Source organism: Saccharomonospora marina XMU15 (assembly GCF_000244955.1).
Taxonomy (GTDB): Bacteria; Actinomycetota; Actinomycetes; order Mycobacteriales; family Pseudonocardiaceae; genus Saccharomonospora_A; species Saccharomonospora_A marina.
Genome location: NZ_CM001439.1, coordinates 3,052,649 through 3,072,191, shown reverse-complemented (window position 1 = coordinate 3,072,191; position 19,543 = coordinate 3,052,649). Strand labels below are relative to the sequence as shown.

The 19,543-nt window shown below is 70.2% G+C and carries 20 protein-coding genes; 8 read left to right on the top strand and 12 right to left on the bottom strand.

What is annotated here, in order from left to right:
• Window positions 1-12: 12 nt before the first annotated feature.
• From SACMADRAFT_RS14555 to SACMADRAFT_RS14525, 7 genes are read right to left on the bottom strand one after another with little or no spacing between them, the layout of a single operon-like run.
• Complete coding sequence (locus SACMADRAFT_RS14555; RefSeq protein ID WP_009154591.1) at window positions 13-1,119, bottom strand: MCE family protein; 1,107 nt, start codon at window positions 1,117-1,119, stop codon at window positions 13-15.
• Window positions 1,116-2,114 (bottom strand): MCE family protein, encoded by a 999-nt coding sequence (locus SACMADRAFT_RS14550; RefSeq protein WP_009154590.1) that lies wholly within the window; start codon window positions 2,112-2,114, stop codon window positions 1,116-1,118. The genes SACMADRAFT_RS14555 and SACMADRAFT_RS14550 overlap by 4 nt, the downstream gene beginning before the upstream one ends.
• Window positions 2,111-3,106, bottom strand: coding sequence for an MCE family protein (locus SACMADRAFT_RS14545; protein ID WP_009154589.1), 996 nt, complete (start codon window positions 3,104-3,106; stop codon window positions 2,111-2,113). The genes SACMADRAFT_RS14550 and SACMADRAFT_RS14545 overlap by 4 nt, the downstream gene beginning before the upstream one ends.
• The gene (locus SACMADRAFT_RS14540) at window positions 3,103-4,350 is read right to left on the bottom strand and encodes an MCE family protein (protein WP_009154588.1); all 1,248 of its coding nucleotides are present in this window, start codon (window positions 4,348-4,350) and stop codon (window positions 3,103-3,105) included. Before SACMADRAFT_RS14540 ends, SACMADRAFT_RS14545 begins: the two co-directional genes overlap by 4 nt.
• Before the next feature lie 2 nt (window positions 4,351-4,352).
• Window positions 4,353-5,201, bottom strand: a complete 849-nt coding sequence (locus tag SACMADRAFT_RS14535) for an MlaE family ABC transporter permease (RefSeq protein WP_009154587.1) — start codon at window positions 5,199-5,201, stop codon at window positions 4,353-4,355.
• Window positions 5,201-6,010: an MlaE family ABC transporter permease gene (locus SACMADRAFT_RS14530; RefSeq protein ID WP_009154586.1), complete on the bottom strand. Its 810-nt coding sequence runs from the start codon at window positions 6,008-6,010 to the stop codon at window positions 5,201-5,203. The genes SACMADRAFT_RS14535 and SACMADRAFT_RS14530 overlap by 1 nt, the downstream gene beginning before the upstream one ends.
• The gene (locus tag SACMADRAFT_RS14525) at window positions 6,010-6,900 is read right to left on the bottom strand and encodes an oxygenase MpaB family protein (RefSeq protein ID WP_009154585.1); all 891 of its coding nucleotides are present in this window, start codon (window positions 6,898-6,900) and stop codon (window positions 6,010-6,012) included. Before SACMADRAFT_RS14525 ends, SACMADRAFT_RS14530 begins: the two co-directional genes overlap by 1 nt.
• A gap of 143 nt (window positions 6,901-7,043) precedes the next feature.
• Between SACMADRAFT_RS14525 and SACMADRAFT_RS14520 the strand changes: the two genes are divergently transcribed.
• On the top strand, window positions 7,044-8,234 hold the full coding sequence (locus tag SACMADRAFT_RS14520) for a TetR/AcrR family transcriptional regulator (RefSeq protein WP_009154584.1): 1,191 nt from the start codon (window positions 7,044-7,046) through the stop codon (window positions 8,232-8,234).
• Window positions 8,235-8,264: 30 nt separating this feature from the next.
• Here the strand turns inward: SACMADRAFT_RS14520 and SACMADRAFT_RS14515 are convergent, their stop codons facing one another.
• On the bottom strand, window positions 8,265-9,089 hold the full coding sequence (locus SACMADRAFT_RS14515) for an oxygenase MpaB family protein (protein ID WP_009154583.1): 825 nt from the start codon (window positions 9,087-9,089) through the stop codon (window positions 8,265-8,267).
• Window positions 9,090-9,192: 103 nt separating this feature from the next.
• Between SACMADRAFT_RS14515 and SACMADRAFT_RS14510 the strand changes: the two genes are divergently transcribed.
• From SACMADRAFT_RS14510 to SACMADRAFT_RS14495, 4 genes are all read left to right on the top strand, one after another.
• Window positions 9,193-9,810, top strand: coding sequence for a TetR/AcrR family transcriptional regulator (locus tag SACMADRAFT_RS14510; RefSeq protein ID WP_009154582.1), 618 nt, complete (start codon window positions 9,193-9,195; stop codon window positions 9,808-9,810).
• 112 nt (window positions 9,811-9,922) lie between these two features.
• Window positions 9,923-11,095, top strand: coding sequence for an FAD-dependent oxidoreductase (locus tag SACMADRAFT_RS14505; RefSeq protein WP_009154581.1), 1,173 nt, complete (start codon window positions 9,923-9,925; stop codon window positions 11,093-11,095).
• A 70-nt stretch (window positions 11,096-11,165) separates the two neighbouring features.
• Window positions 11,166-12,368: an NAD(P)/FAD-dependent oxidoreductase gene (locus tag SACMADRAFT_RS14500; RefSeq protein ID WP_009154580.1), complete on the top strand. Its 1,203-nt coding sequence runs from the start codon at window positions 11,166-11,168 to the stop codon at window positions 12,366-12,368.
• Window positions 12,369-12,399: 31 nt separating this feature from the next.
• A complete protein-coding gene (locus SACMADRAFT_RS14495; protein WP_009154579.1) occupies window positions 12,400-13,782 on the top strand; it encodes an MBL fold metallo-hydrolase in 1,383 nt (460 codons plus the stop codon).
• A 46-nt stretch (window positions 13,783-13,828) separates the two neighbouring features.
• On the opposite strand, the gene SACMADRAFT_RS14490 is transcribed toward SACMADRAFT_RS14495, so the two are convergent.
• Window positions 13,829-15,880, bottom strand: coding sequence for a heavy metal translocating P-type ATPase (locus SACMADRAFT_RS14490; RefSeq protein ID WP_009154578.1), 2,052 nt, complete (start codon window positions 15,878-15,880; stop codon window positions 13,829-13,831).
• A gap of 110 nt (window positions 15,881-15,990) precedes the next feature.
• On the opposite strand from SACMADRAFT_RS14490, the gene SACMADRAFT_RS14485 reads away from it, so the two are divergent.
• On the top strand, window positions 15,991-16,824 hold the full coding sequence (locus SACMADRAFT_RS14485; RefSeq protein WP_009154577.1) for an SAM-dependent methyltransferase: 834 nt from the start codon (window positions 15,991-15,993) through the stop codon (window positions 16,822-16,824).
• A 14-nt stretch (window positions 16,825-16,838) separates the two neighbouring features.
• On the opposite strand, the gene SACMADRAFT_RS29940 is transcribed toward SACMADRAFT_RS14485, so the two are convergent.
• Window positions 16,839-17,009 carry a hypothetical protein gene (locus SACMADRAFT_RS29940; RefSeq protein WP_157617250.1) on the bottom strand — a complete coding sequence of 57 codons (171 nt, stop codon included), beginning with the start codon at window positions 17,007-17,009 and terminating at the stop codon, window positions 16,839-16,841.
• Window position 17,010: 1 nt separating this feature from the next.
• Between SACMADRAFT_RS29940 and SACMADRAFT_RS28565 the strand changes: the two genes are divergently transcribed.
• Together SACMADRAFT_RS28565 and SACMADRAFT_RS14480 are read left to right on the top strand one after the other, a co-directional pair.
• Window positions 17,011-17,196: a hypothetical protein gene (locus SACMADRAFT_RS28565; protein WP_009154576.1), complete on the top strand. Its 186-nt coding sequence runs from the start codon at window positions 17,011-17,013 to the stop codon at window positions 17,194-17,196.
• 3 nt (window positions 17,197-17,199) lie between these two features.
• Window positions 17,200-17,517 carry a hypothetical protein gene (locus SACMADRAFT_RS14480; RefSeq protein WP_009154575.1) on the top strand — a complete coding sequence of 106 codons (318 nt, stop codon included), beginning with the start codon at window positions 17,200-17,202 and terminating at the stop codon, window positions 17,515-17,517.
• 14 nt (window positions 17,518-17,531) lie between these two features.
• On the opposite strand, the gene ligD is transcribed toward SACMADRAFT_RS14480, so the two are convergent.
• Entirely contained in the window at window positions 17,532-18,467 is a 936-nt protein-coding gene (gene ligD, locus SACMADRAFT_RS14475) for a non-homologous end-joining DNA ligase (RefSeq protein WP_040926425.1), read from the bottom strand.
• A gap of 42 nt (window positions 18,468-18,509) precedes the next feature.
• Window positions 18,510-19,532, bottom strand: coding sequence for a glycosyltransferase family 4 protein (locus SACMADRAFT_RS14470; RefSeq protein ID WP_009154573.1), 1,023 nt, complete (start codon window positions 19,530-19,532; stop codon window positions 18,510-18,512).
• Between the last annotated feature and the right edge of the window lie 11 nt (window positions 19,533-19,543).

Genomic DNA, 19,543 nt, shown 5'->3' with positions numbered 1-19,543 from the left:
GCCTCATCCGCCTCATCCGCCACCCCCGTTCATCGCGGCGTCCAGGCCGAGCGCGTCGGGAATCCTCGGCGGGAAGGGGATCGGGTTGACGATCCCCGCGCCCTCGCACAGCGGCAGCGGCAGCTGCCTGCACAGCTTCGCGGTCGTGGGGAACTGGCTCAGGTTCGTCGAGACGTCCAGCCGGATGCGCAGCCGGTTGTCCTTGACCGCGAGCCCGAAGTTCTGCAACGCCAGCGGCAGCGTGTCCAGGGTTTCGGCGAGCTCCCGCTGCCGCGCCACCAGCGTCGTGCTCACATCGGTGAGTTCGGACAGGTCACCGGAGAGTTGGTCACCGTGTTCGCGCAGCAGCCTGCCGAGCGTGCCCAGTGCGCGGGAGATCTGCTCCACCGAGGCAGCCACCGCGTCCTGCTGCTCGGCGAAGTCGGCAGCTGCGGTGGAGACGGTGCCGGTCAGCATGTCCAGTGTGGATCGATGCTCGACGAGCAGCCCGCTGAGTGCCTCCACGTTGTCGAGCACCGCCTCGATGTCGGGAGTCCGTGCCGCCACCAGGTCACTGGCCTGCGCGATGTTGTGGATCGCGTCGCGGAAGCGCTGCCCGTTTCCGCCTACGGTGTCCGCTGTGGCACTGATCAGCGCACCGATGCCACCCGCTCCGGTGTTGTCCGGGCCCAGCGCGTCGAGCAGTTCGTCGAGTGAGGCGGCCAGCTCGTCCCACTTGATCGGAGCGTGGGTGCGCTCGACGGGGATGGTGGCACCGTCCGGCAGTGCCGGGCCCCCGGTGTAGGCGGGGGACAGCTCGACGAACCGGTCGCTGATCACGGCCGGGCTCACGATGTAGGCGTGCGCGCCCTCGGGAACGGTCACGTCGCCGGGCAGCGTCATCGTGATCCGCACCCGGCTGCCGCGAGGCTCGACACTTTCCACCGTGCCCAGTGGCACGCCGAGGATCGCCACGCGGCTGCCCGCGAATATCCCGTCGGCGGAGGGGAACTCCGCGCTGACGCGCAGCTGCGGTTGCGGGCGCAGCAGGACGTACCAGGCGGCCCCTGCCGCCAGCGCGAGCACGCAGGCGAGCGCGACACCCCGGGTGATGCGCCGAGTTGGGCCGGTGCGGTTCATCGGCAGCCCTCCAGCAGAGCGACCAGGCACAGCAGGTTGTCGGGCAGCGGTCCGGCGGGCCCGGAGACATCGCCCCACGGGCCGTTGCCCGACGCGTTGGCCAGGTAGCGGCTGCCCGGCCCGAGCAGCCGCAGCGTCTCGGAGATGTCACGCTCGTTGCGGCTGAGGGTGGCCGTGATGGCGTGCAGGTCCGAAAGCAGCGGGTCGAGCAGCGGTTCGTTGTCGCGCAGCAGTTCGTCCAGCGCCGTGGTCAGCTCGTCGACGTCACGGATCAGCTGCCGGATCGTGTCCCTTCGTTCGCTGAGCACCTGCGCGACCAGCCTGGCGTCCCCCAGCAGCGCGGTGAGCGTGTCGCGCTGGTCCAGCAGCGAACCGGTGAGGGTCCGCACCCCGGACAGCAGCCGCTGGAACTCCTCGTCGCGCTCGGCGATGATCCCGCTGGCGCGGTTGATGCCGTCGAGTGCCCTGCCGAGCAGTTCGCCGTCGGGTGACTGGTTTCGCACGGCGGTGGCCAGTTCCCGCAGCTGGGCCAGGTCGAGCCGCTCGGTGGTGTCGACGGCCTGGGTGGCGAGGTCGTTGAGGCTGTATGGCACGGAGGTGCGTCGCAGCGGGATGGTGCCGCCCTCCGGCAGCAGGCCAGGCCCGGCGGGCTGCACGCTGAGGTAGCGGGTGCCGAGCACGGTGGCGAGCTTGACCGCGGCGCTGGTGGCCCCGCCCAGCGGTTGCTCGCGGTCGAGCCGGAACTCTACGCGCACCCGGTCGCCCGCCAGCCGCACGCCGGTGACCCGGCCGGAGGGAACTCCCGCGACGTACACCTGGTCGCCCTCGCTCAACCCGGCCGCGTTGCCGAACTCCGCGGCGTAGCCGAGTGTTGCGGTCCGAAACGCCAGCCTCGGCACGGCGACGGCGGTGGCCAGCAGCAGCAGGAGCACGATCGCCCCCACCGCCCCGTCGAAGGCGGGGCCCTTGGCGCGCAGCCTGCGAAGGACAGTCATCGGCAGACCTCCGAGTGCGGGCCGGCGTCGAGTTTGACGGGTTCGCCGCCGATGTAGAGGCCGAGGTTGCACACGTAGACGTTGACCCACGAGCCGTAGTCGAGGGTGCGGTTCAGCGTGGTGGAGAACTCCGGAAGGTCGCCTACCAGCGCCTCGAATTCCTGCTCGTTGTCCACCATGGTCGCGGTCAGCGACTTCAGGGAGCGCACGTCCTGCGACAACCCCGGCTTGATGTCAGCCAGCAACCGGGTCAGCGAGTCGGCCAGTTCGGCTCCGCTGTCGAGCGCGGAGGCGATCTGCTGCCGGGACTGCGCCGCGAACGAGGTCAGGTCGGCAAGGCTGGTGATCAGTGCGCGAAGGTCGTCCTTGTGCTCGGTCATCGTGTCCAGCACGGCGGTGAGGTTGGTCAGCACCTCGCCGAGCACCTGGTCTCTGCTGCCGAGCGTCTCGGTCAACGAGACGACGGTGCCCAGCAACTTGTCCAGCGAGGTCGTCTCACCCTGGAACACGGCGAGGATCTCCGAGGCCAGGGTGTTGACCTGCTCGGGCTCGATGGTGTCGAAGAGCGGCTTGAAGCCGCCGAGCAGTGCGGTCAGATCCAGCGCGGGCCTGGTGCGTTGCACCGGGATCGTCGATCCCTCCGGCAACCGGCCCGAGCCCTCGGTCAGCGAAAGGTGGCGTGCACCGAGCAGGTCGGCGTAGCGGATCACCGCGAGGCCGTCCTCGGGCACCCGCTGCTCGGCGGAGATCTCGAAGGTGACCCTGGCCTGCCCGTCCAGAAGTTCCAGGTCGGTCACCTTGCCGACCCGCACGCCCGCGACGGTCACGCTTGCGCCTGGGACGAGTCCCTGCGCATCGGTGAACACCGCGTGATAGGTGGCGGTGCGGCCGGGTACCGGATCGGTCAGCGTGTTGATCACCAGTACCGCCGACAGCGCGCACACCACACCGAACGCGGCCAGCTTCAGCAGAGTCGGGGTCAGCTTCCTCACGGGACCACCACCCGGTTGCCCCGAACCATGGGGCCGAGCAGCAGCGAGAGCAGGTCGCTCGAATCGTCCTGTTCGGACTGTGCTGGGCCGGTGTCGGGCAACAGCGGAGCCAGCTGGCGAAGCTGGGACCGCTCCAGCTCGCTGCCGACCGGCCCGGCCGTGCCACCGGGCAGCGGCAGCGGCGGTTGCGGCTCGCGGGCGGCACCGCAGTTGGGGCCCTCCATTCCGGGGTAGCGAGGGCAGTCGGCCGCGGTGTAGGGATAGGGCTGGTCGAGGGTCAGGCCCGCCTCGATGTTGAACACCCCCGTTGCGAAGGTGCGGTTGGCGCCGTCGAGGAAGAAGGCCGCGGCATCCAGGGTGTCCGACAGCGCACCCGGGTGCCGCGAAAGTGCCTGCGACACCGGGCCGGTGGCGTGCGCGAGCTGGATGAACCGGTCGGAGTTGTCGGCCAGGAACCGCTGCGAGCGGTCGGAGAGCTCGATCCCGGCCGACAGCACCGCCGACAGCGACTCCCGCTCCGCCACCACGGTGCGCGACAGCGCGACGGCGTCGTCGAGGGAACGCAGCAGCTCGGGTGAGGCGGCCGAGAGGTCGCGTGCCAGGCCCGCGGCGGTCGTGAGGTCCTCGCCGAGGTTGTCCACGAGCGGCGAGGCGTCGCGAGCCGTTTCGGCCGCCTGGTCGATCAGCTCGCCGATCTCGGCGCCCCTGCCGCGCAGGGTGTCCGCCACGGTGGTGAGCGCGACCTTCAACTGCGCGGGCTCGAGGTCGTCGATCAGGTCGTACAGTCGCGAGTAGGCGTCGTAGAGCGCGACGGTGCGCCGGGACCCGTCCGGGGCCAGGTGCGCTCCCTCTGCCAGCGAGCCCAGCGGGACCGCGCCCGCCGGCACGGCGAGGTCGAGGTACTGGTCGCCGAACACCGTGCGCGGCAACAGCCGCACCGTCACGTTCGCGGGCACCCGCTCCAGCAGTTCGGGTTCCATGCGTAGCGTCAGCCGGGCGCCGTCGGCGCCGCTCTCGACGTCGGTCAGCCTGCCGACGACGACCCCGCGGTACTGCACGGGGGAGTCGTCGCGAATCGTGCCCGCCGACGGCGGCAGCGTCGCGCTCACCACGGCCCGCGAATCGACCACGTCGCCGCCCGCAGCCACGGCGGCCACGGCGCCGGTGGCGAGCAGCGCCGCCATCGCGACGCCGCGCACGGCCAGCATGGCCCTGCTCGGTTCCGCGCGCACCCGCTTCGCCATGGCTACCCCCCGATCCCCGGTAGCGTGGGCCGAAGGCCCCAGAACGCGATGGACAGCAACACGTCGAGCACGGCCACCGACACGATGCTGGTGCGCAGCGCCCTGCCCGCGGCCTTGCCGACACCTTCGGGCCCACCGGTGGCGTAGAAGCCGTGGGCGCAGTGCACCAAGGTGATCACCATGGCGAACAGCACCGCCTTCAGCAGGGAGTACAGCACGTCGCCGGGGGTGAGCAGCAGGTTGAAGTAGTAGTCGTAGGTGCCGCTCGACTGCCCCTTGAACTGCACCACGGCCAGGCTCGTCGCCGCGTAGGAGGCGAACAGCCCGACCAGGTACAGCGGGATCACCGAGACGAACGCCGCGGCCATCCGGGTGCTCACCAGGAACGGCAGTGACGGCACGGCCATGGCTTCCAGCGCATCGATCTCGTCGGAGATCCGCATCGCGCCCAGTTGCGCGGTGAAACTGGTTCCGACCTTCGCCGCGAGCGCCACGCTCGCGACGACGGGAGCGATCTCGCGGGTGTTGATCAGTGCCGACATCAGCCCTGTCATGGGGGACAGCCCGATCAGCTCGAGCCCCCGGTAGCCCTCCAACCCGATCTGGGTGCTGGCCACGGCCGACATGGCGAACACGACGCCGATCGTTCCGCCTCCCGCCAGCAGCGACGCCGAGCCGAAGCTGATCTCGCTGATGTGCCGGATCACGTGCCGCCAGTAGCGGGCCAGCGCCGCGGGCAGGTGCAGCACGGTGCTGCCGTAGAAGGTGGCGTGCCTGCCGAGCCCGACGAAGCTGTCGACGGCTGGCCGCACCGCCCTGGCCCAGTTCACGGTGAGCGTCCTGACCGACATCAGTACTCACCCCGCGCGGGCACGATCGCCGAGTACAGCTCCGTGATCACGGTGTTGGCGACGAACACCAGGATGAACGACATCACCACGGCCTCGTTGACCGCGTCGCCGACGCCGCGCGGTCCGCCCTTGGCGGTAAGTCCCTTGAAGGAGGACACCAGGGTCGCCAGCACCGCGAAAGCCGCGGCCTTCACCTCGGCGACGGCGAAGTCGGTGACGCGGGAGAACTGCGTCAGCATCCCGAGGAAGCTGCCCGGCGAGTCGCCGAGCACCGCCACCTGGAAGGCGAAGCTGACGCTGATGCCGACTGCCATCACCAGGCACGCCAGCGCGGTCGTCACCAGCACCGCGGCGACGAGGCGGGCAACCACGAACCGTTCCACCGCCGAGATTCCCATCACCTCGAGCGCGTCGACCTCCTCGCGGATGGTGCGCGCGCCGAGGTCGGCGCACATGGCAGAGCCGCCGACACCGGAGATCATCAGCGCGCAGATCAGAGGTGAGGCCTGCGCGACGATGACGAACGCGACGACGGCACCGCCGTAGCCCTCGGCGCCGAGCTGACCCGCCATCGAACCGACGTTGAGGGCGACCACGACGCCGAGCGGGATCGTCACCAGCAGCGCGGGCATCGTGGTGACCGACGCCAGAAACCACGCCTGCTCGACGAGCTCCCGCCAGGAGAGCTTGCGCCTGACGAGCACTCGCAGCGTCGCCGCCGTCGCGCGTACCGAGAAGGCGAGCAGCATCCCCGCCTGGTTGAGCGCGTCGGTGACCGGCCCCCGCGCGGGGGGCGTTTCCAGTGCCATCACGCCGCCTGCGGGCTCGCGTGCCCGCCTCGCCGCTGGGTGCGGCCACGCTTGCGTTCCCTGCGCATGATTACGTAGGCGACGGGCGCGTAGCGCAGCGGTTCGGGCAGCCTGCGGTGCACTTCGCGGACAAGCCGGGCCAGCAACTCCAGCCTGCGCTGGTCACGTTCGGTCCAGGTCAGGTTCATCCGCTGCCGCAGCACCGGCGGCAGGGTGCCCACCGTGGTGAGCCGGACCAGTTTGCCCGCGGGGGTGGCCACCAACCACCACAGCGGGTCCGGCAGGAACCGGGACGGCTTGGTCGGCCTGGTGAGCGCCTGGAGCACGTCGGTGGTGCTCTGGTTGGCCTCCAGGGTGTCGCGGACGGTCTTTTCGAACAGTTCCTCGGTCTGCCGCCAGGTGGCGGGCAGGTGGCGGCCCTTGATTCCCAGCGCAGCGCCGATGGCGCGGAACTCCGTCCACATCGTCTCCAGTTCGGACTCCGTCATCGGGGTGCCGAACGTGGCGGCGGTGTCCACCATGAACTTCGCCAGTGTCAGGTGAACCCAGGCGTAGGCCTGCGGGTTCAGCGCGTGGTAGCGGCGCCCCCGCCGGTCCACGCCCTTGATCTGCTTGTGCAGTTCCAGCAGCCTGCGGCCCTCGGCGTGCGCGCCGTTGCCCATGCCGTAGACGAACCGCAGTGTCGAGACGTGGGTGTTCCACGCGCGGCGCCACGGGTGCCTGCGGAAGTCGGAGTGTTCGAGCACGCCCGCGCCGACGACCGGGTGGGCGACCTGGAGGAGCAGGCCGGTACCGGCCAGGAATATCCCGGGTGTGGCGGCGAAGTGCTTCCAGGTGACCGATTCGGGACCGGGCAACTGCTGGGTTTCGCCGGCGACCTCGTGGTCCATGTCAGCCTCCGCGGAACGGCTTCGTTGCGAATGGCGATTAACCTAGCCGGTCGGTGGCGGTCCTTGTCAAGGTTGTGCTCGCGGGCGGGGTAGAGTCAGATATCTGCTGATAACGGTGGTTCGTCCGGCGGAGGGTGTGACAGATGGCGGGGTCCGCGAGCGGATCGACGGCGGTGCCCGCTGGTCGAGTTGACCGCAAAGCCCAGTTGGCCAAGATCGCGGCCGAGCTGTTCTGCGCGAGGGGCTACTACACGGTCGGGCTCGGCGACATCGCGATGGAGGCGGGTATCACCGGCCCTGCGATCTACAAGCACTTCCGCAACAAGCAGGCGATACTCGCCTACGCGGCAGGCGAGATCAGCGACGCCATCGAGGAGATCGTGGCCACCGCCCGGGAGGTGACCGGCACGCCGTCGCAGCGGCTCGACACAGTGGTCGGCGAGTGTGTCCGGCTGGTCGTCGAGCGCCGCCGCAGCGTCCCGCTCTACCAGTGGGAGAGCCGCTACCTGGAACCCGCCGAGCACGCGAGATTCACCGGGGCGCTGGCGGCGCTGGTCGACGTACTCGCCGACGCGTGCGGGCGGGCCAGGCCCCGGCTGCCCGCCGCCGACCGGACGACGCTGGCGTCGGCCGCGCTGAGCGCGATCGCCAGTTTCGGAACCCACCGCACGCAGGTGTCTGCGCGGGTGGCCGAGGCCGAACTGCGGGCGGTGGCCACAGCGGTGCTGGCCACCGGCCTGCCGCCCCGGCTGGAACGGCGGCCCGCCCCACCGGAGCCCGCGCCGGGGGAGTTCGTCTCCCGCAGGGAACGCCTGCTGGTGGCCGCACCGCGGCCGTTTCGCGAGCGGGGCTTTCACGGGGTGACGATGGAGGACCTCGGTGCCGCGGCGGGAATCAGCGGTTCCAGCGTGTACCGGCACTTCGCCAGCAAGGCCGACCTGCTGGCCGCGGTCTACTACCGGGCGGCCGACCGACTCGCGGCCGCGACCAGTGCGGCGGTCGATGACGCCAGTGACCCTGGCGAGGCGCTGCGCAGGCTGGTCGACTCCTACGTCGGCTTCGCCTTCCAGCACAGCGACATGGCCGCGGTGTACCTGTCGGAGTCGGAGAACCTGCCGGAAGCCGACCGGCACGCGCTGCGCAAGGCGCAGCGCGAGCACGTGGAACAGTGGGTGCGGCTGGTGGTGGCTGTTCACGGCGACCGCGACACCACCCACGCCCGGCTGGCCGTGCATGCCGCGCTGAACATCGTGCACGATCTGTCCATGGGCAGGCGCAGGCTCGCCGACGCCGACCAGATCAAACACCTGGTGTTCGCGGCGTTGGCGAGCTGAACCTCCCGGCATGGTTAACCTGCATTCGCTTCAGATGAGGGGCTTGCCCTTGCGCATCCTGCGGCGCACGTCCCACAGGTAGAAGTTGTAGGGAAACTCCCGCAGCACCCTCGGCTGGCGCATGACCACGGCCGCGAGCACCTTCATGAACCGGTCGAAACGGCGCTGGTGCCGTGGCGACCAGTCCAGTCGCATCTCCTCCCGGAACCGCTGCGGCAGGAACCCGGTGGTGACGAACCGGTTGAACGGGCCGAGCAACATGCTCAGCGGGCGTGGCAGGAACCGCACCATGGCAAGGTCGTACAGGTAGCCACGCACGGTTTCGTCGATGGAGATCTTCTCCAGTGCCTGCTCCCAGTACCGCTCGAACGCGGCCCGGTCGGCGGGCCACATCTCGGGGCGGACCTGCAGCGTGGTGCCCAGCGCCTCGGAGGAGGCGTAGATCTCGTCGGCGGTCTCGTCGTCGACCTCACCGACGAAGATGCGGCGGACGTCCTCGATGCCGCGGTAGAGGCAGGCCGCCACCCACAGTTGCAGCTCGGGGTCGAACGCTCGATAGGAAACCGGGCTGGACTCGGTGGAGTAGACCTGTTTGTGCTGCCGGTTCACGGCGCGCCGGTACGCCTTGCGCTCCTCGTCGGTGCCCAGCATCGCGACGGCGAGGTAGGTCAGCGTGGTGCGGGTCCGCCGCGCCGGGTGCTTGAAGACGTTGCCGTCGTCGACGCGGCTCTCCACCACGCCGTAGCCGACACCGGGATGGGCGAGCTGCATGATCACGTTGGCGCCGCCTGCGAGCAGTCCGGCACCGACGATCGTCTTCTCGCGGATGTCGCCCCGCGTTCGAGTGGCACTCACGGTCGTTCCTTTCTCCGCCTCCTGGGCCGCTTCGCGCTCATTCTGCGAACGGACGTTGTCAGATATGCAACAGTGCGCGCGCCACAGATGTCAAGATGGGGTCATGGAATCGACATCGCTGCGGATCTACGGTGGGGTCGCGGGCGCCGACCGCACGGCCGAGCGCCGCGCCCAGTTGATCGAGGCCGGACTGGAACTGCTCGGGGCGGCCGAAGGCGAGCCGAACCTGTCCGTGCGCGGCGTGTGTCGGCAGTCCGGTCTTGCCACGCGCTACTTCTACGAGAGCTTCACCGACCGCGACGCGCTGGTGGCCGCGGTGTACGACCACGTGGTGCAGGGCCTCGCCGCCGCGACGCTGGCGGCCGTCGAGGCAGCCCCGCACGACGCCAGGCAGAAGGTTCGCGCAGGCCTTGGCAGGTTGGTGCGCTACGTCGCCGAGGACCCGCGCAGGGGCAGGCTGCTGTTCTCGCCTGCGCTGGGTGGCAGCGTGCTGGCCGCAAGGCGCGCCGAGTCGACCCGGTTGTTCGTTCGGCTGCTCGGTCTGCAGGCGCGGGAGTTCTACGGCATCGACGACAGCGCGCGCCTCGCCGTGGTGTCCGAGCTACTGGTCGGCGGGCTGGCGCAGGTGCTGACGGCCTGGCTCAGCGGTGCGCTGTCGCTGAGCGAGGAGGAGGTCGTCGAGCAGTGCACCGAGGTCTTCGTCGGGGTCGCCTCGCGGTGACCGCCGAGCAGGCCGTGCCCGCGCTGTCACCGGAGGGCACGGTGCGTCGCTGATAGATACCCCGAGGGGTATAGTGGCGGGAAAGGTGAGTCCCGTCCCCCTGGAGGGGTGCATGACCAGCAGAGTCGTCGTTCTCGGCGCGGGCGCCGCCGGTCTGTCGGCGGCCAACCGGTTGGCGGCGCGGGCAGCCGGCGCTGCTGATCTCGACATCGTTCTCGTCGATCGCTCGCGCGAGCACGTCTTCCTTCCCGGCTACGTGCCGATGATGCTGGACGGTGCCCCCGCCGAGTCGTTCCGTCGCCCGCTGCCGGACCTGCTGCGGCAGGGTGTGCGGCAGGTCAACGGCGAGGTCACCCGGCTGGATCCGGACGCTTCCTCGGTGCACGGCACGTTCGGCACGCTGGAGTACGACCACCTGGTGGTGGCGCTGGGCGTCGACGTCGGTTGGCCGCAGGGCGGGGGCCCTGGCGAACTGGCGCCGTGGACGCTCGACGGCGCGCTCGCGGGCAGGAAGGCGCTGACCGGCCTCGGCGAGGGTGATCGGGTGGTCGTCGGACCCAGCGGGGTGTCCTACCGGTGCCCGCCCGCCGTGTTCGACCTTGCCGTGCGCATCAGGGCGGCGACGGGCGCGCGCGTCGACATCGTGCATCCCTGGCCCAAGCCGCTCGCGCCGTTCGGTGAGGGCCCCGCGGGTCAGTTCGCCGCGATGCTCGACGGCGCGGGTGTGGGCTTTCACGGCGAGTTCCACCTCGCGGGGGCCGAAGGCGGCACGGTGCGAAGCGCCGACGGCCGCGAACTGCCCTACGACGCCGCGATCCTGGTGCCGCCGCACCAGGTGCCGTCCGTGGTGGCACGGTCCCCGCTGGTCGGGGAGAACGGCTGGCCGCAGGTCACCTTCCCGGCGTTGCGTCATCCCCGCTACCCGGCCGTCTCGGTGATCGGTGACCTGGCCGCACCCGCGCTGAAGGTCGGCATGGCCGGAACTCTCGCGGCGTTCGAGGCCGCCCACGTCGCCGACCGGATCGCGGCCGAACTGCTCAGCGGCGACTCCGGCGACTCCGGCGACCCGGCCGCCGCGTCCAGGGAGCCGGTGATGTCGGCGATCTGCTTCGTGGACCCCGGAGACACCGGTTCGTTCCTGCACTGCGACTTCACCTCGCCCGCGTCGGGCCGGGGGCCCGCCGACTGCACGCTCATGCCCTGGCTGCCGTACTTCCGCCACGCCAAGCGCCTTTTCGCGCGGGAGTGGTTCGAGTCGATGGTCTCCGGCGCCGTCGGCGGCTGATGAGCGCGCTTGCGATATATACCCCCGGGGGTATGATTCGAGTATCCGGGAGAACCGAAGGAGGCCACCGATGGCCGACAAATCTCAGCAGCACGTCGTGATCGTCGGAGGCGGTACCGCGGGTATCACCGTGGCCGCCCGGCTGCGACGTGCCGGGATGAAGAACATCACCGTGCTCGACCCGGCGACCACTCACTATTACCAGCCACTGTGGACACTCGTGGGCGGCGGGCAGGCCGACGTGCGCGGCACCGGCCGGTCGGAGTCGAGTGTGGTGCCACGCGGAGTGAAGTGGGTCCGCGAGGCCGCGTCGAAGTTCGACCCGTCGGCCAACACGGTCACCACCGAGGGCGGCAGGGTGCTCAGCTACGACGCGCTCGTGCTCGCGCCGGGACTGCGGCTGGACTTCGACCGCGTACCCGGCCTCACCGACGCGCTCGCGTCGGGGCCGGTCAGTTCCAACTACCGCGCCGACCTGGCTCCCAAGACCTGGGAGCTGATCCGCAACCTGCGTTCGGGTACCGCGGTGTTCACCCACCCCACCGGCCCGATCAAGTGCGGTGGCGCACCGCAGAAGATCGCCTACCTCGCCGCTGACTACTGGCGCAAGCAGGGCGTCCTCGACGACATCCGCGTCGTGCTCGTGCTGCCGGACCCGGCGATGTTCAAGGTGCCGGTGTGGTCGCGGGAACTGGAGCGGGTCGTTGAGCACTACGGCATCGAGGTCCGGCTTTCCAGCGAGATGGTGTCGGTCGACGGCACCGCTCGCACCGCCGAGATCGTGAACAACACGACGGGGGAGTCCGAGACGCTGCCCTACGACCTGCTGCACGTGGTGCCACCGCAGAGCGCGCCGGATGTCGTCAAGGACAGTCCGTTCGCCGGGCCCGACAACGCGCACGGCTACGTCGACGTCGACAAGTACACGTTGCGCCACAAGCGGTTCGGCAACGTGTTCGCGCTCGGCGACGTGGCCGACGTGCCGACCTCCAAGACGGGGGCGGCGATCCGCAAGCAGGCCCCCGTCGTGGTGGACAACCTGCTGGCCGTGCTCGACGGCAAGCAGCCGCAGCATCGCTACAACGGTTACACCTCCTGCCCGCTGGTCACCGCGCGCGACAAGATGCTGCTCGCCGAGTTCGACTACGACAGCAAGCCCGCGCCCTCGATCCCGCTCGTCGACACCACCAAGCAGCGGCGGGACATGTGGTTGCTCAAGCGCTACGGCCTGCCCGCCATCTACTGGCACGGAATGCTCAAGGGCCTGGTCTGACCCGGTCCACCCCTCGGGAAAGGAACAAGAAATGATCTTTACGCAGTACTACCTCGACTGCCTGTCCCACGCCTCCTACCTGGTCGGCGACGAGCGCAGCGGCAAGGCCGTGGTGGTGGACCCGCGCCGGGACGTCACCGAGTACCTCGACGACGCGGCCGAACGCGGGCTGACCATCGAGGGCGTCATCAACACCCACTTCCACGCCGACTTCCTCGCCGGGCACCTCGAACTGGCGGCCCGGACCGGGGCATGGATCGGCTACGGGCAGCGTGCCGAGGGAGTGGAGTACCCGATTCGCAGGCTCACCGAGGGCGAGCGGATCAGCCTCGGCGACGTCACCCTCGAGATCATCGAGACGCCCGGCCACACGCCGGAGTCGGTGAGCATCCTTGTCTACGAGCACGCCGACGACGACGTCGCCTACGGGGTGCTGACCGGCGACGCGCTGTTCATCGGTGACGTGGGCCGCCCCGACCTGCTCGCCTCGCTCGGCTTCACCTCCGCGGAACTGGCGAGCATGCTTTACGACAGCGTGCAGCACAAGCTGATGGGGTTGCACGACGACGTGCGGGTGTTCCCCGCGCACGGCGCGGGCTCGGCCTGCGGCAAGAACCTGTCCACCGAGCGGTCCTCCACGATCGGCATGCAGCGGCTGACCAACTACGCGTGCGCGCCGATGACGGAGGAGGAGTTCGTCGCCATCGTCACCGAGGGCCAGCCCTCCACCCCCGGCTACTTCAGCTACGACGCGGTACTCAACCGCAAGGACCGCGGACTGCTCGACCTCGGTGACCGGCTACGGTCCCTCACCGCCGCGGAACTGATCACACGCAGGGACGCCGGGGCGGTCGTCGTCGACGGTCGCGACCCGCAGGAGTTCGCCACCGCCCACGTGCGCGGCTCGCTGAACGTGCCCGCCGACGGCCGCTTCGCCGAACTGTCGGGGATGGTCGTGCGGCCCGACGCCGAGATCGTCGTCATCGCTCCGGAGGGACGAGAGGAGGAGATGATCACCAGGCTCGGCCGGATCGGGTTCGACAACGTCACCGGCTACCTCGCCGACGCCGAAGCGGGCTTCCTCGAGGTTCCGGAAGAGATCGTGCCCGCGAGCAGGCTCACGGTGAGCCAGCTCCGCGAGAGCCTCGGCGAGCAGCGGCCGCCCGTGGTGATCGACGTCCGCAACGCCTCCGAGCGCGAAGGCGGCTTCATCGAGGGTTCGATGCACCTGCCGCTGGCCGAGTTGCCGTCGCGGTTGGACGAGGTGCCGGTGGCCACGCCGCTGGTGGTCTACTGCGCGGGTGGTCTGCGCTCCTCCGTGGCGGCCAGCGTGTTGCGCAAGGCGGGCCACGAGGACGTCTCCGACATCATCGGCGGCTACGGCGCGTGGGAGCGGGCACTCACCCCGGCCTGATGCCCACAGGTGACTCGTCCCGGGGCGCGAACCGCCCCGGGACGAGTCACGTCGGCAACTTGGGCTGCCGCAGGTCCACCCTGCGCAGCAGCTGCGCGTTGAGCGCGACGATGATCGTGGAAAGGCTCATCAGTACCGCGCCCACCGCCAGCGGCAGCACTATCCCGGCCCAGGCGAGCACCCCGGCGGCCAGCGGGATCGCCACGATGTTGTATCCGGCGGCCCACCACAGGTTCTGCAGCATCTTGCGGTAGCTGGACGCCGACAGCTTCCTGACCGCCACCACGGCCCTCGGGTCGTCGGAGGCGAGCACGATGCCCGCCGACTCGATGGCCACATCCGTTCCCGCCCCGATCGCGATGCCCACGTCCGCGCGCGCCAGCGCGGGCGCGTCGTTGACGCCGTCACCCACCATCGCCACCGTGCGGCCCTGCTGCTGCAATCGCGCCACCGCCGCGTCCTTGTTCTCCGGCAGCACCTCGGCGAACACCTCGTCGATGCCCAACTCGGCCGCCACCGCGTCGGCCACCTGCCTGGCGTCACCGGTGATCATGGCGACCGCCACCCCCAGCCGGTGCAACGCGTCGATCGCGGGCCTCGACTCCGGCCGCACGCGGTCCTCCAGCGCCAGCGCGCCGACGACCTCGTCGCCGCGCAACACGTGCAGTACCGCCGCGCCACGGTCACGCCAGCGCCGCACCGGTTCGCTCAGCGTGTCCGGCACCGTTACCTGCCGCTCCCGCAGCAGCGCGGGCCCGCCGACGGTGACGTCGGCTCCGTTCACCTCCGCGGTGATGCCGCGCCCCGCCATCGAACGGAATCCGGTGGCCGGTGGCACCTCGGCACCGCGCTCTCGGGCGGCCGTGACGACGGCGCGGGCGAGCGGGTGCTCGCTGTCCGACTCGGCCGCGGCGGCCAGCGCCAGCAGCGCGGTCTCGTCGCCGTCGGCCGCGGCGACGCCGGTGACGACGTGTTGACCCTCGGTCAGCGTGCCGGTCTTGTCGAACAACACGGTGTCCACAGACCGCATCCGCTCCAGCGCCAGCCGGTCCTTCACCAGGATCCCGTTGCGTGCCGACTTGGCCGTCGAGATGGAGGTGACCAGCGGAATGGCCAGGCCCAGCGCGTGCGGGCACGCGATGATCAGCACGGTCACCGACCGCACGACGGCCGCTTCGGGGTAGCCGAGCAGCGCCCACACCGTGACCGTGATCGCCGCGACAGCGACGGCCACGTAGAACAGCAAGGCCGCCGCGCGGTCGGCCAGCACCTGACCACGCGAACGCGACTGCTGCGCCTGGCCGACCATGCGCTGGATGCCCGCCAGCGCGGTGTCCTCCCCGACGGCGTCGACCCGCACCCTGATCGAGCTGTCCGTGGCCACGGTCGCGGCCACCACCCTCTCGCCTGCCGACCGTGGTACCGGGTTGGACTCTCCGGTGATCATCGACTCGTCCATGTCGGCGGACCCCGAGGCGATGGTGCCGTCGGCGGGAACCCGGCCGCCGGGCCTGACCAGCACCAGGTCGCCGACGGCGAGGTCGGCGGCGGCAACGGTGTGCACCGAACCGTCGTCGGCGACCCGTTCGGCCTCGTCGGGCAGCATCTCCGCCAGAGCGGCCAGCGCCCCGCGGGCCTGGCCGATCGCGCGCATCTCCATCCAGTGCCCGAGCAGCATGATGACGATGAGCAGCGACAGTTCCCACCACACGTCCACGGCGAAGGCGCCCAAGCTGGCGGCCAGGCTGGCGCTGTAGCCGACCGTGATCGCCATGCCGATCAGCAGCATCATGCCGGGTTGGCGGTCCCGGATCTCGCGTACCGCTCCTACGAGGAACGGCCAGCCGCCGTAGCCGAAGATCACCGTGCCCAGCACCGGGGCGATGAGCTCCGAGCCGGGGAAGTCCGGTGCGGTGTAGCCGAGCCAGTGCTGCACCATCGGCGCGTACACCAGCACCGGAACGGTCAGCGCGAGCGTCACCCAGAACCGGCTTCGAAACATCGCGGTGGTGTGCCCGGCGTGCTTGTCGTGCGCATCGTGAGCGCCGTGAGCCCCACGCGCGCCGGCGTCCTCGCCCGTCTGTCGCTGCGTCGTCATCGGTGCCTCCCGCTACCAGCCCCAGAGTAGGCGGGAGCCGGTGTTCGCACCCGGTGATCGTCACGGCAGACTTGTGGTGTCGGCGAGAACTGGGGAAAGGGGCAGGCGCGATGGCGGCGGACAACACCGATCGGCTCGCCGATTCGGTGAACAAGGTGTCGGTGGGCAGGGTGTACGACTACCTGCTCGGCGGGGTGCACAACTACGCGGTGGATCAGGCGTTCGCCGAGGAGCAGTTGCGGATACTTCCCGACATCAGGGACTTTGCGCGGTCGAACCGGGCGTTTTTGGGGCGTGCCGTGCGTTTCGCGGTGTCGGAAGGTGTCCGGCAGTTCGTCGACATCGGTTCCGGGCTACCGACGCAGGGCAACGTGCACGAGGTCGCCGACGAGGCCGCGCCGGGCCAGTGCCGGGTGGTCTACATCGACAACGAGCCGATCGCGCAGGCGCACGCCGAGATCCTGCTGGAACAGACCGCCGATCCGCGACGGCACCGAGCACTGGACGCCGACTTCTTCGACGGTGCGCTGCTGTGGCAGCGGGTACTCGACACCGGCCTGATCGACACCAGGGAGCCGGTCTGCCTGCTCGCCGTGGCGTTACTGCATTTCATGCCACCACAGACACAGCCGCAGCAGCTGCTTTCGTTCTACGTCGGGAAGTTGCCGAAGGGCAGCCTGCTGGCGTTGTCCCACATCCACGTCGATCCCGAAGACGCGGCGACGCTGGCGGCGTCGGAGAAGGTCTCGGCGTCCTACCGGGCGAAGGCCAACAACCCGGCGATGCCGCGTTCGCGGGAGGACATCGCGGCCTTCTTCGACGGGCTGGAGCTGGTGGACCCCGGGCTGGTGTGGCTGCCCGAGTGGCGTCCCGCCGGGCAGGACCCCTTCGGCAAGGACCCGCGGCGCTCGCGCGGTCTCGCCGCAGTGGGCCGCAAGGTCTGACCGGCCGGGCCCGCCTACCAGCACGTGGCGAGCCGCGCGAGTCCCGCCTCGACGTCGGCCGTGCGCACGGCGCCGTAGCCGAGCACGAGGCCCTCGCGGGCCGGTGACTCGGCGCAGTAGTTCGTGAGGTTCTCCACGGCGACCCCGGCCTCGGCGGCGACCCGCACGATCGCAGCGGAGCCCACCGTGCTTTCCGGCGGCAGGGTCGCGCAGCACATGCCGCTGTTGAGCGTGGTGCTGCCGCTGTGGGTGGTGCGGCACACGGAGGCGCCACCGTGGCTGGTGTCGGTGCTGCTGATGGTCAACATGCTCGGCGTCGCGCTGTTCCAGGTGCGGTTGGCCGCCAGGGTGACGGGACCGGTCAGCGCCTGATCGGTGCGCGCGGCGGGCGTGTTGCTGTTGGTGGCGTGCTGCGCGTACGCGCTGTCTGTCTTCGGTCCCGCGCCGGTGGCCGTGCTGGCTCCACCCGACAGGCAGGGTCAGTACCAGGGCTGCTACGGGACGGGCGCCGCGGTGGCCCGCATGGTGGGGCCGCTGCTGCTGACGACGCTGGTGCTCGGCTCGACCGCACTTGGCCGGCTCGCGCTCGGCGCGCTGTTCGCCTCGGCCGCCCTGGCGACGACTCCCGCGGCGCGATGGGCGATGCGCACCCGTGCCGATCCGCCGAGCCGGGTGGCGGCAGGCCGGTCCTGACCCGGCGGTGCCGGTTACCGGGGCAGCCGCACCTCGTGCGGGCGCTTGTCGGTGCGAAGCCCGCGCCAGGACGGGTGGCGCAGCCTGCCTTCCGCAGTCCACTGCCGGTGTTCCACCTCCCCGACCAGCACAGGATCCACCCAGGTGGCCTGGCGTGCGCGGTCGCGAGGTACCTCGGTGCCGAACGGACTCGATTCGCGCCGCAGCGGTCGCAGCCGCGCCTGCATGTCGCGCAGCGCCGCGTCGCTGAAACCCGTCCCCACATGGCCGATGTAGACCAGTGCTCCCGTGTCGTCGTGTGCGCCGAGCAACAGCGAACCGAGCATGCCCGCCCTGCGGCGCTGGCCCGGCGTCCAGCCGCCGATCACCACCTCCTGCGTCAGCCGCAGCGGGGTCTTGATCCAGTTCCGGGATCTCGTGCCGGGGCGGTAGGCGGAGTCGAGCCGCTTGGCCACCACACCTTCCAGGCCGTACTCGGCGGCGACATCGAGCAGGTCGGCACCGGAGGTGTTGGTGTAGTGGTCGGGCGTTCGCAGCAGTGGCGGGTGGTTCAGCTCCAGCCGGGCGAGCCGTTGCCTGCGGTGCTGGTACGGAAGGTCGAGCAGGTCGGCTCCGTCCAGTCGCAACAGATCGAACACGTAGTAGCAGACCGGATAATCCCGCAGCAGCGCGGCGGTGGGGGAGGCAACGTGCATTCTGGACTGCAGCCTGCCGAAATCCGGCCTGCCCAGTTCGTCCAGCGTGACCAGTTCGCCGTCCAGCAGCGCGGTACCCGCGACCAGGCCCCCCAGTCGCGACAGCTCCGGATAGGTGGCCGTGATGTCGCGCAGGTTTCGCGAGTGGACACGCACTCGGTCACCGCTCGACCCGACGACGGCGCGGACCCCGTCCCACTTCCACTCGAACGCCCATTGCTCACCGGTGGGAACCTCGCCGAGAGTGGCGAGCATGGGCGGCAGCGGCTCCGGCAGTGACACCAGCAACGTGCGGGCTCAGGCCACGGCCCGGTAGACCCGCTCGTAGCGCTTCGCCATGGTTTCCACGTCGAAGCGGTCCGCCGCTTCCTCGCGGCAGTCCTCAGCCGACAGTCGGCCCGCCCGGTGAATGGCGTCGGCGAGCTCGCCCGGCTCGTCACAGACGAATCCGGTCTTGCCGTCCGTGACGACTTCCGGGATGGCGCCCCTGCCGAGTGCGATGACGGGAGTGCCGCATGCCATCGCCTCGACCATCACGATGCCGAACGGCTCCTCCCAGCACACCGGGAACAGCAGGCAGCGGGCAGCGGAGAGCAGTTCCACCTTGCGTGCCCGCTCCACCTCACCGATCCACTCCACGTCGGGGCCGAGCAGCGGCTTCACCTCTCGCTCGAAGTACTTCAGCTCGTCCGGTTCGCGGCACTTGGCCGCGATCACCAGCTTGACCCCTGCCTCACGGGCGGCCGCGATCGCGTGTGGAATCCCCTTCTCCGGGCAGGTCCTTCCGAGGAAGAGCGCGAAGTCCGATTTGTTCTGCTGGAACGGGAACCGCTCCACCCGCACCGCGTTGTGCACCGTACCCACCCAGTTCAGGTTCGGCGCCATCCGGCGTTGCGCGTCGGAGACGGCCACCAGGTGCACGCTGTCGGCGAGGCCCCGGTAGTACTGTCCCATCTCACCGGTCACCGGCCCGTGCGCGGTCACCACCGTGGGCAAGGACCGGCCGCTGGCCAGCAGCGGGCCCGCCAGGCTGTGGTCGTGCACCAGATCGGGCTCCAGCTTCCCCACGATCTCCGGCAGCAGCGACGCATGGATGATCTCGGGCATCGCCTGTCCGAGGCGATCCTCGTTGGGCTGTTCGCACGTCGGGATGAAATCCGCGGGCGTACCGTTGCGTCCCACCCCGACCAAGGTGACCGAAAGGTCCCGTAAGGTAAGTTGCTCCACCAGGTCGGCGCACATCGATTCGATCCCGCCGTAGGCCTTCGGCGGTAGCTCGAACCACGGTGGCGCCACCATGGCGATCTCGAGTTGGCTCATGTTCGCCCCAT

Bases quoted from the DNA above. Each gene is read 5' to 3' on its own strand.
- SACMADRAFT_RS14495 (WP_009154579.1), top strand. From the start codon at position 12,400: ATGATCTTTACGCAGTACTACCTCGACTGCCTGTCCCACGCCTCCTAC.
- SACMADRAFT_RS14555 (WP_009154591.1), bottom strand. From the start codon at position 1,119: ATGAACCGCACCGGCCCAACTCGGCGCATCACCCGGGGTGTCGCGCTC.
- SACMADRAFT_RS14550 (WP_009154590.1), bottom strand. From the start codon at position 2,114: ATGACTGTCCTTCGCAGGCTGCGCGCCAAGGGCCCCGCCTTCGACGGG.
- SACMADRAFT_RS14525 (WP_009154585.1), bottom strand. From the start codon at position 6,900: ATGGACCACGAGGTCGCCGGCGAAACCCAGCAGTTGCCCGGTCCCGAA.
- SACMADRAFT_RS14485 (WP_009154577.1), top strand. From the start codon at position 15,991: ATGGCGGCGGACAACACCGATCGGCTCGCCGATTCGGTGAACAAGGTG.
- SACMADRAFT_RS14505 (WP_009154581.1), top strand. From the start codon at position 9,923: ATGACCAGCAGAGTCGTCGTTCTCGGCGCGGGCGCCGCCGGTCTGTCG.
- SACMADRAFT_RS14510 (WP_009154582.1), top strand. From the start codon at position 9,193: ATGGAATCGACATCGCTGCGGATCTACGGTGGGGTCGCGGGCGCCGAC.
- ligD (WP_040926425.1), bottom strand. From the start codon at position 18,467: ATGCTCGCCACTCTCGGCGAGGTTCCCACCGGTGAGCAATGGGCGTTC.
- SACMADRAFT_RS14520 (WP_009154584.1), top strand. From the start codon at position 7,044: ATGGCGGGGTCCGCGAGCGGATCGACGGCGGTGCCCGCTGGTCGAGTT.
- SACMADRAFT_RS14540 (WP_009154588.1), bottom strand. From the start codon at position 4,350: ATGGCGAAGCGGGTGCGCGCGGAACCGAGCAGGGCCATGCTGGCCGTG.
- SACMADRAFT_RS14535 (WP_009154587.1), bottom strand. From the start codon at position 5,201: ATGTCGGTCAGGACGCTCACCGTGAACTGGGCCAGGGCGGTGCGGCCA.
- SACMADRAFT_RS14500 (WP_009154580.1), top strand. From the start codon at position 11,166: ATGGCCGACAAATCTCAGCAGCACGTCGTGATCGTCGGAGGCGGTACC.
- SACMADRAFT_RS14490 (WP_009154578.1), bottom strand. From the start codon at position 15,880: ATGACGACGCAGCGACAGACGGGCGAGGACGCCGGCGCGCGTGGGGCT.
- SACMADRAFT_RS14530 (WP_009154586.1), bottom strand. From the start codon at position 6,010: ATGGCACTGGAAACGCCCCCCGCGCGGGGGCCGGTCACCGACGCGCTC.
- SACMADRAFT_RS14470 (WP_009154573.1), bottom strand. From the start codon at position 19,532: ATGAGCCAACTCGAGATCGCCATGGTGGCGCCACCGTGGTTCGAGCTA.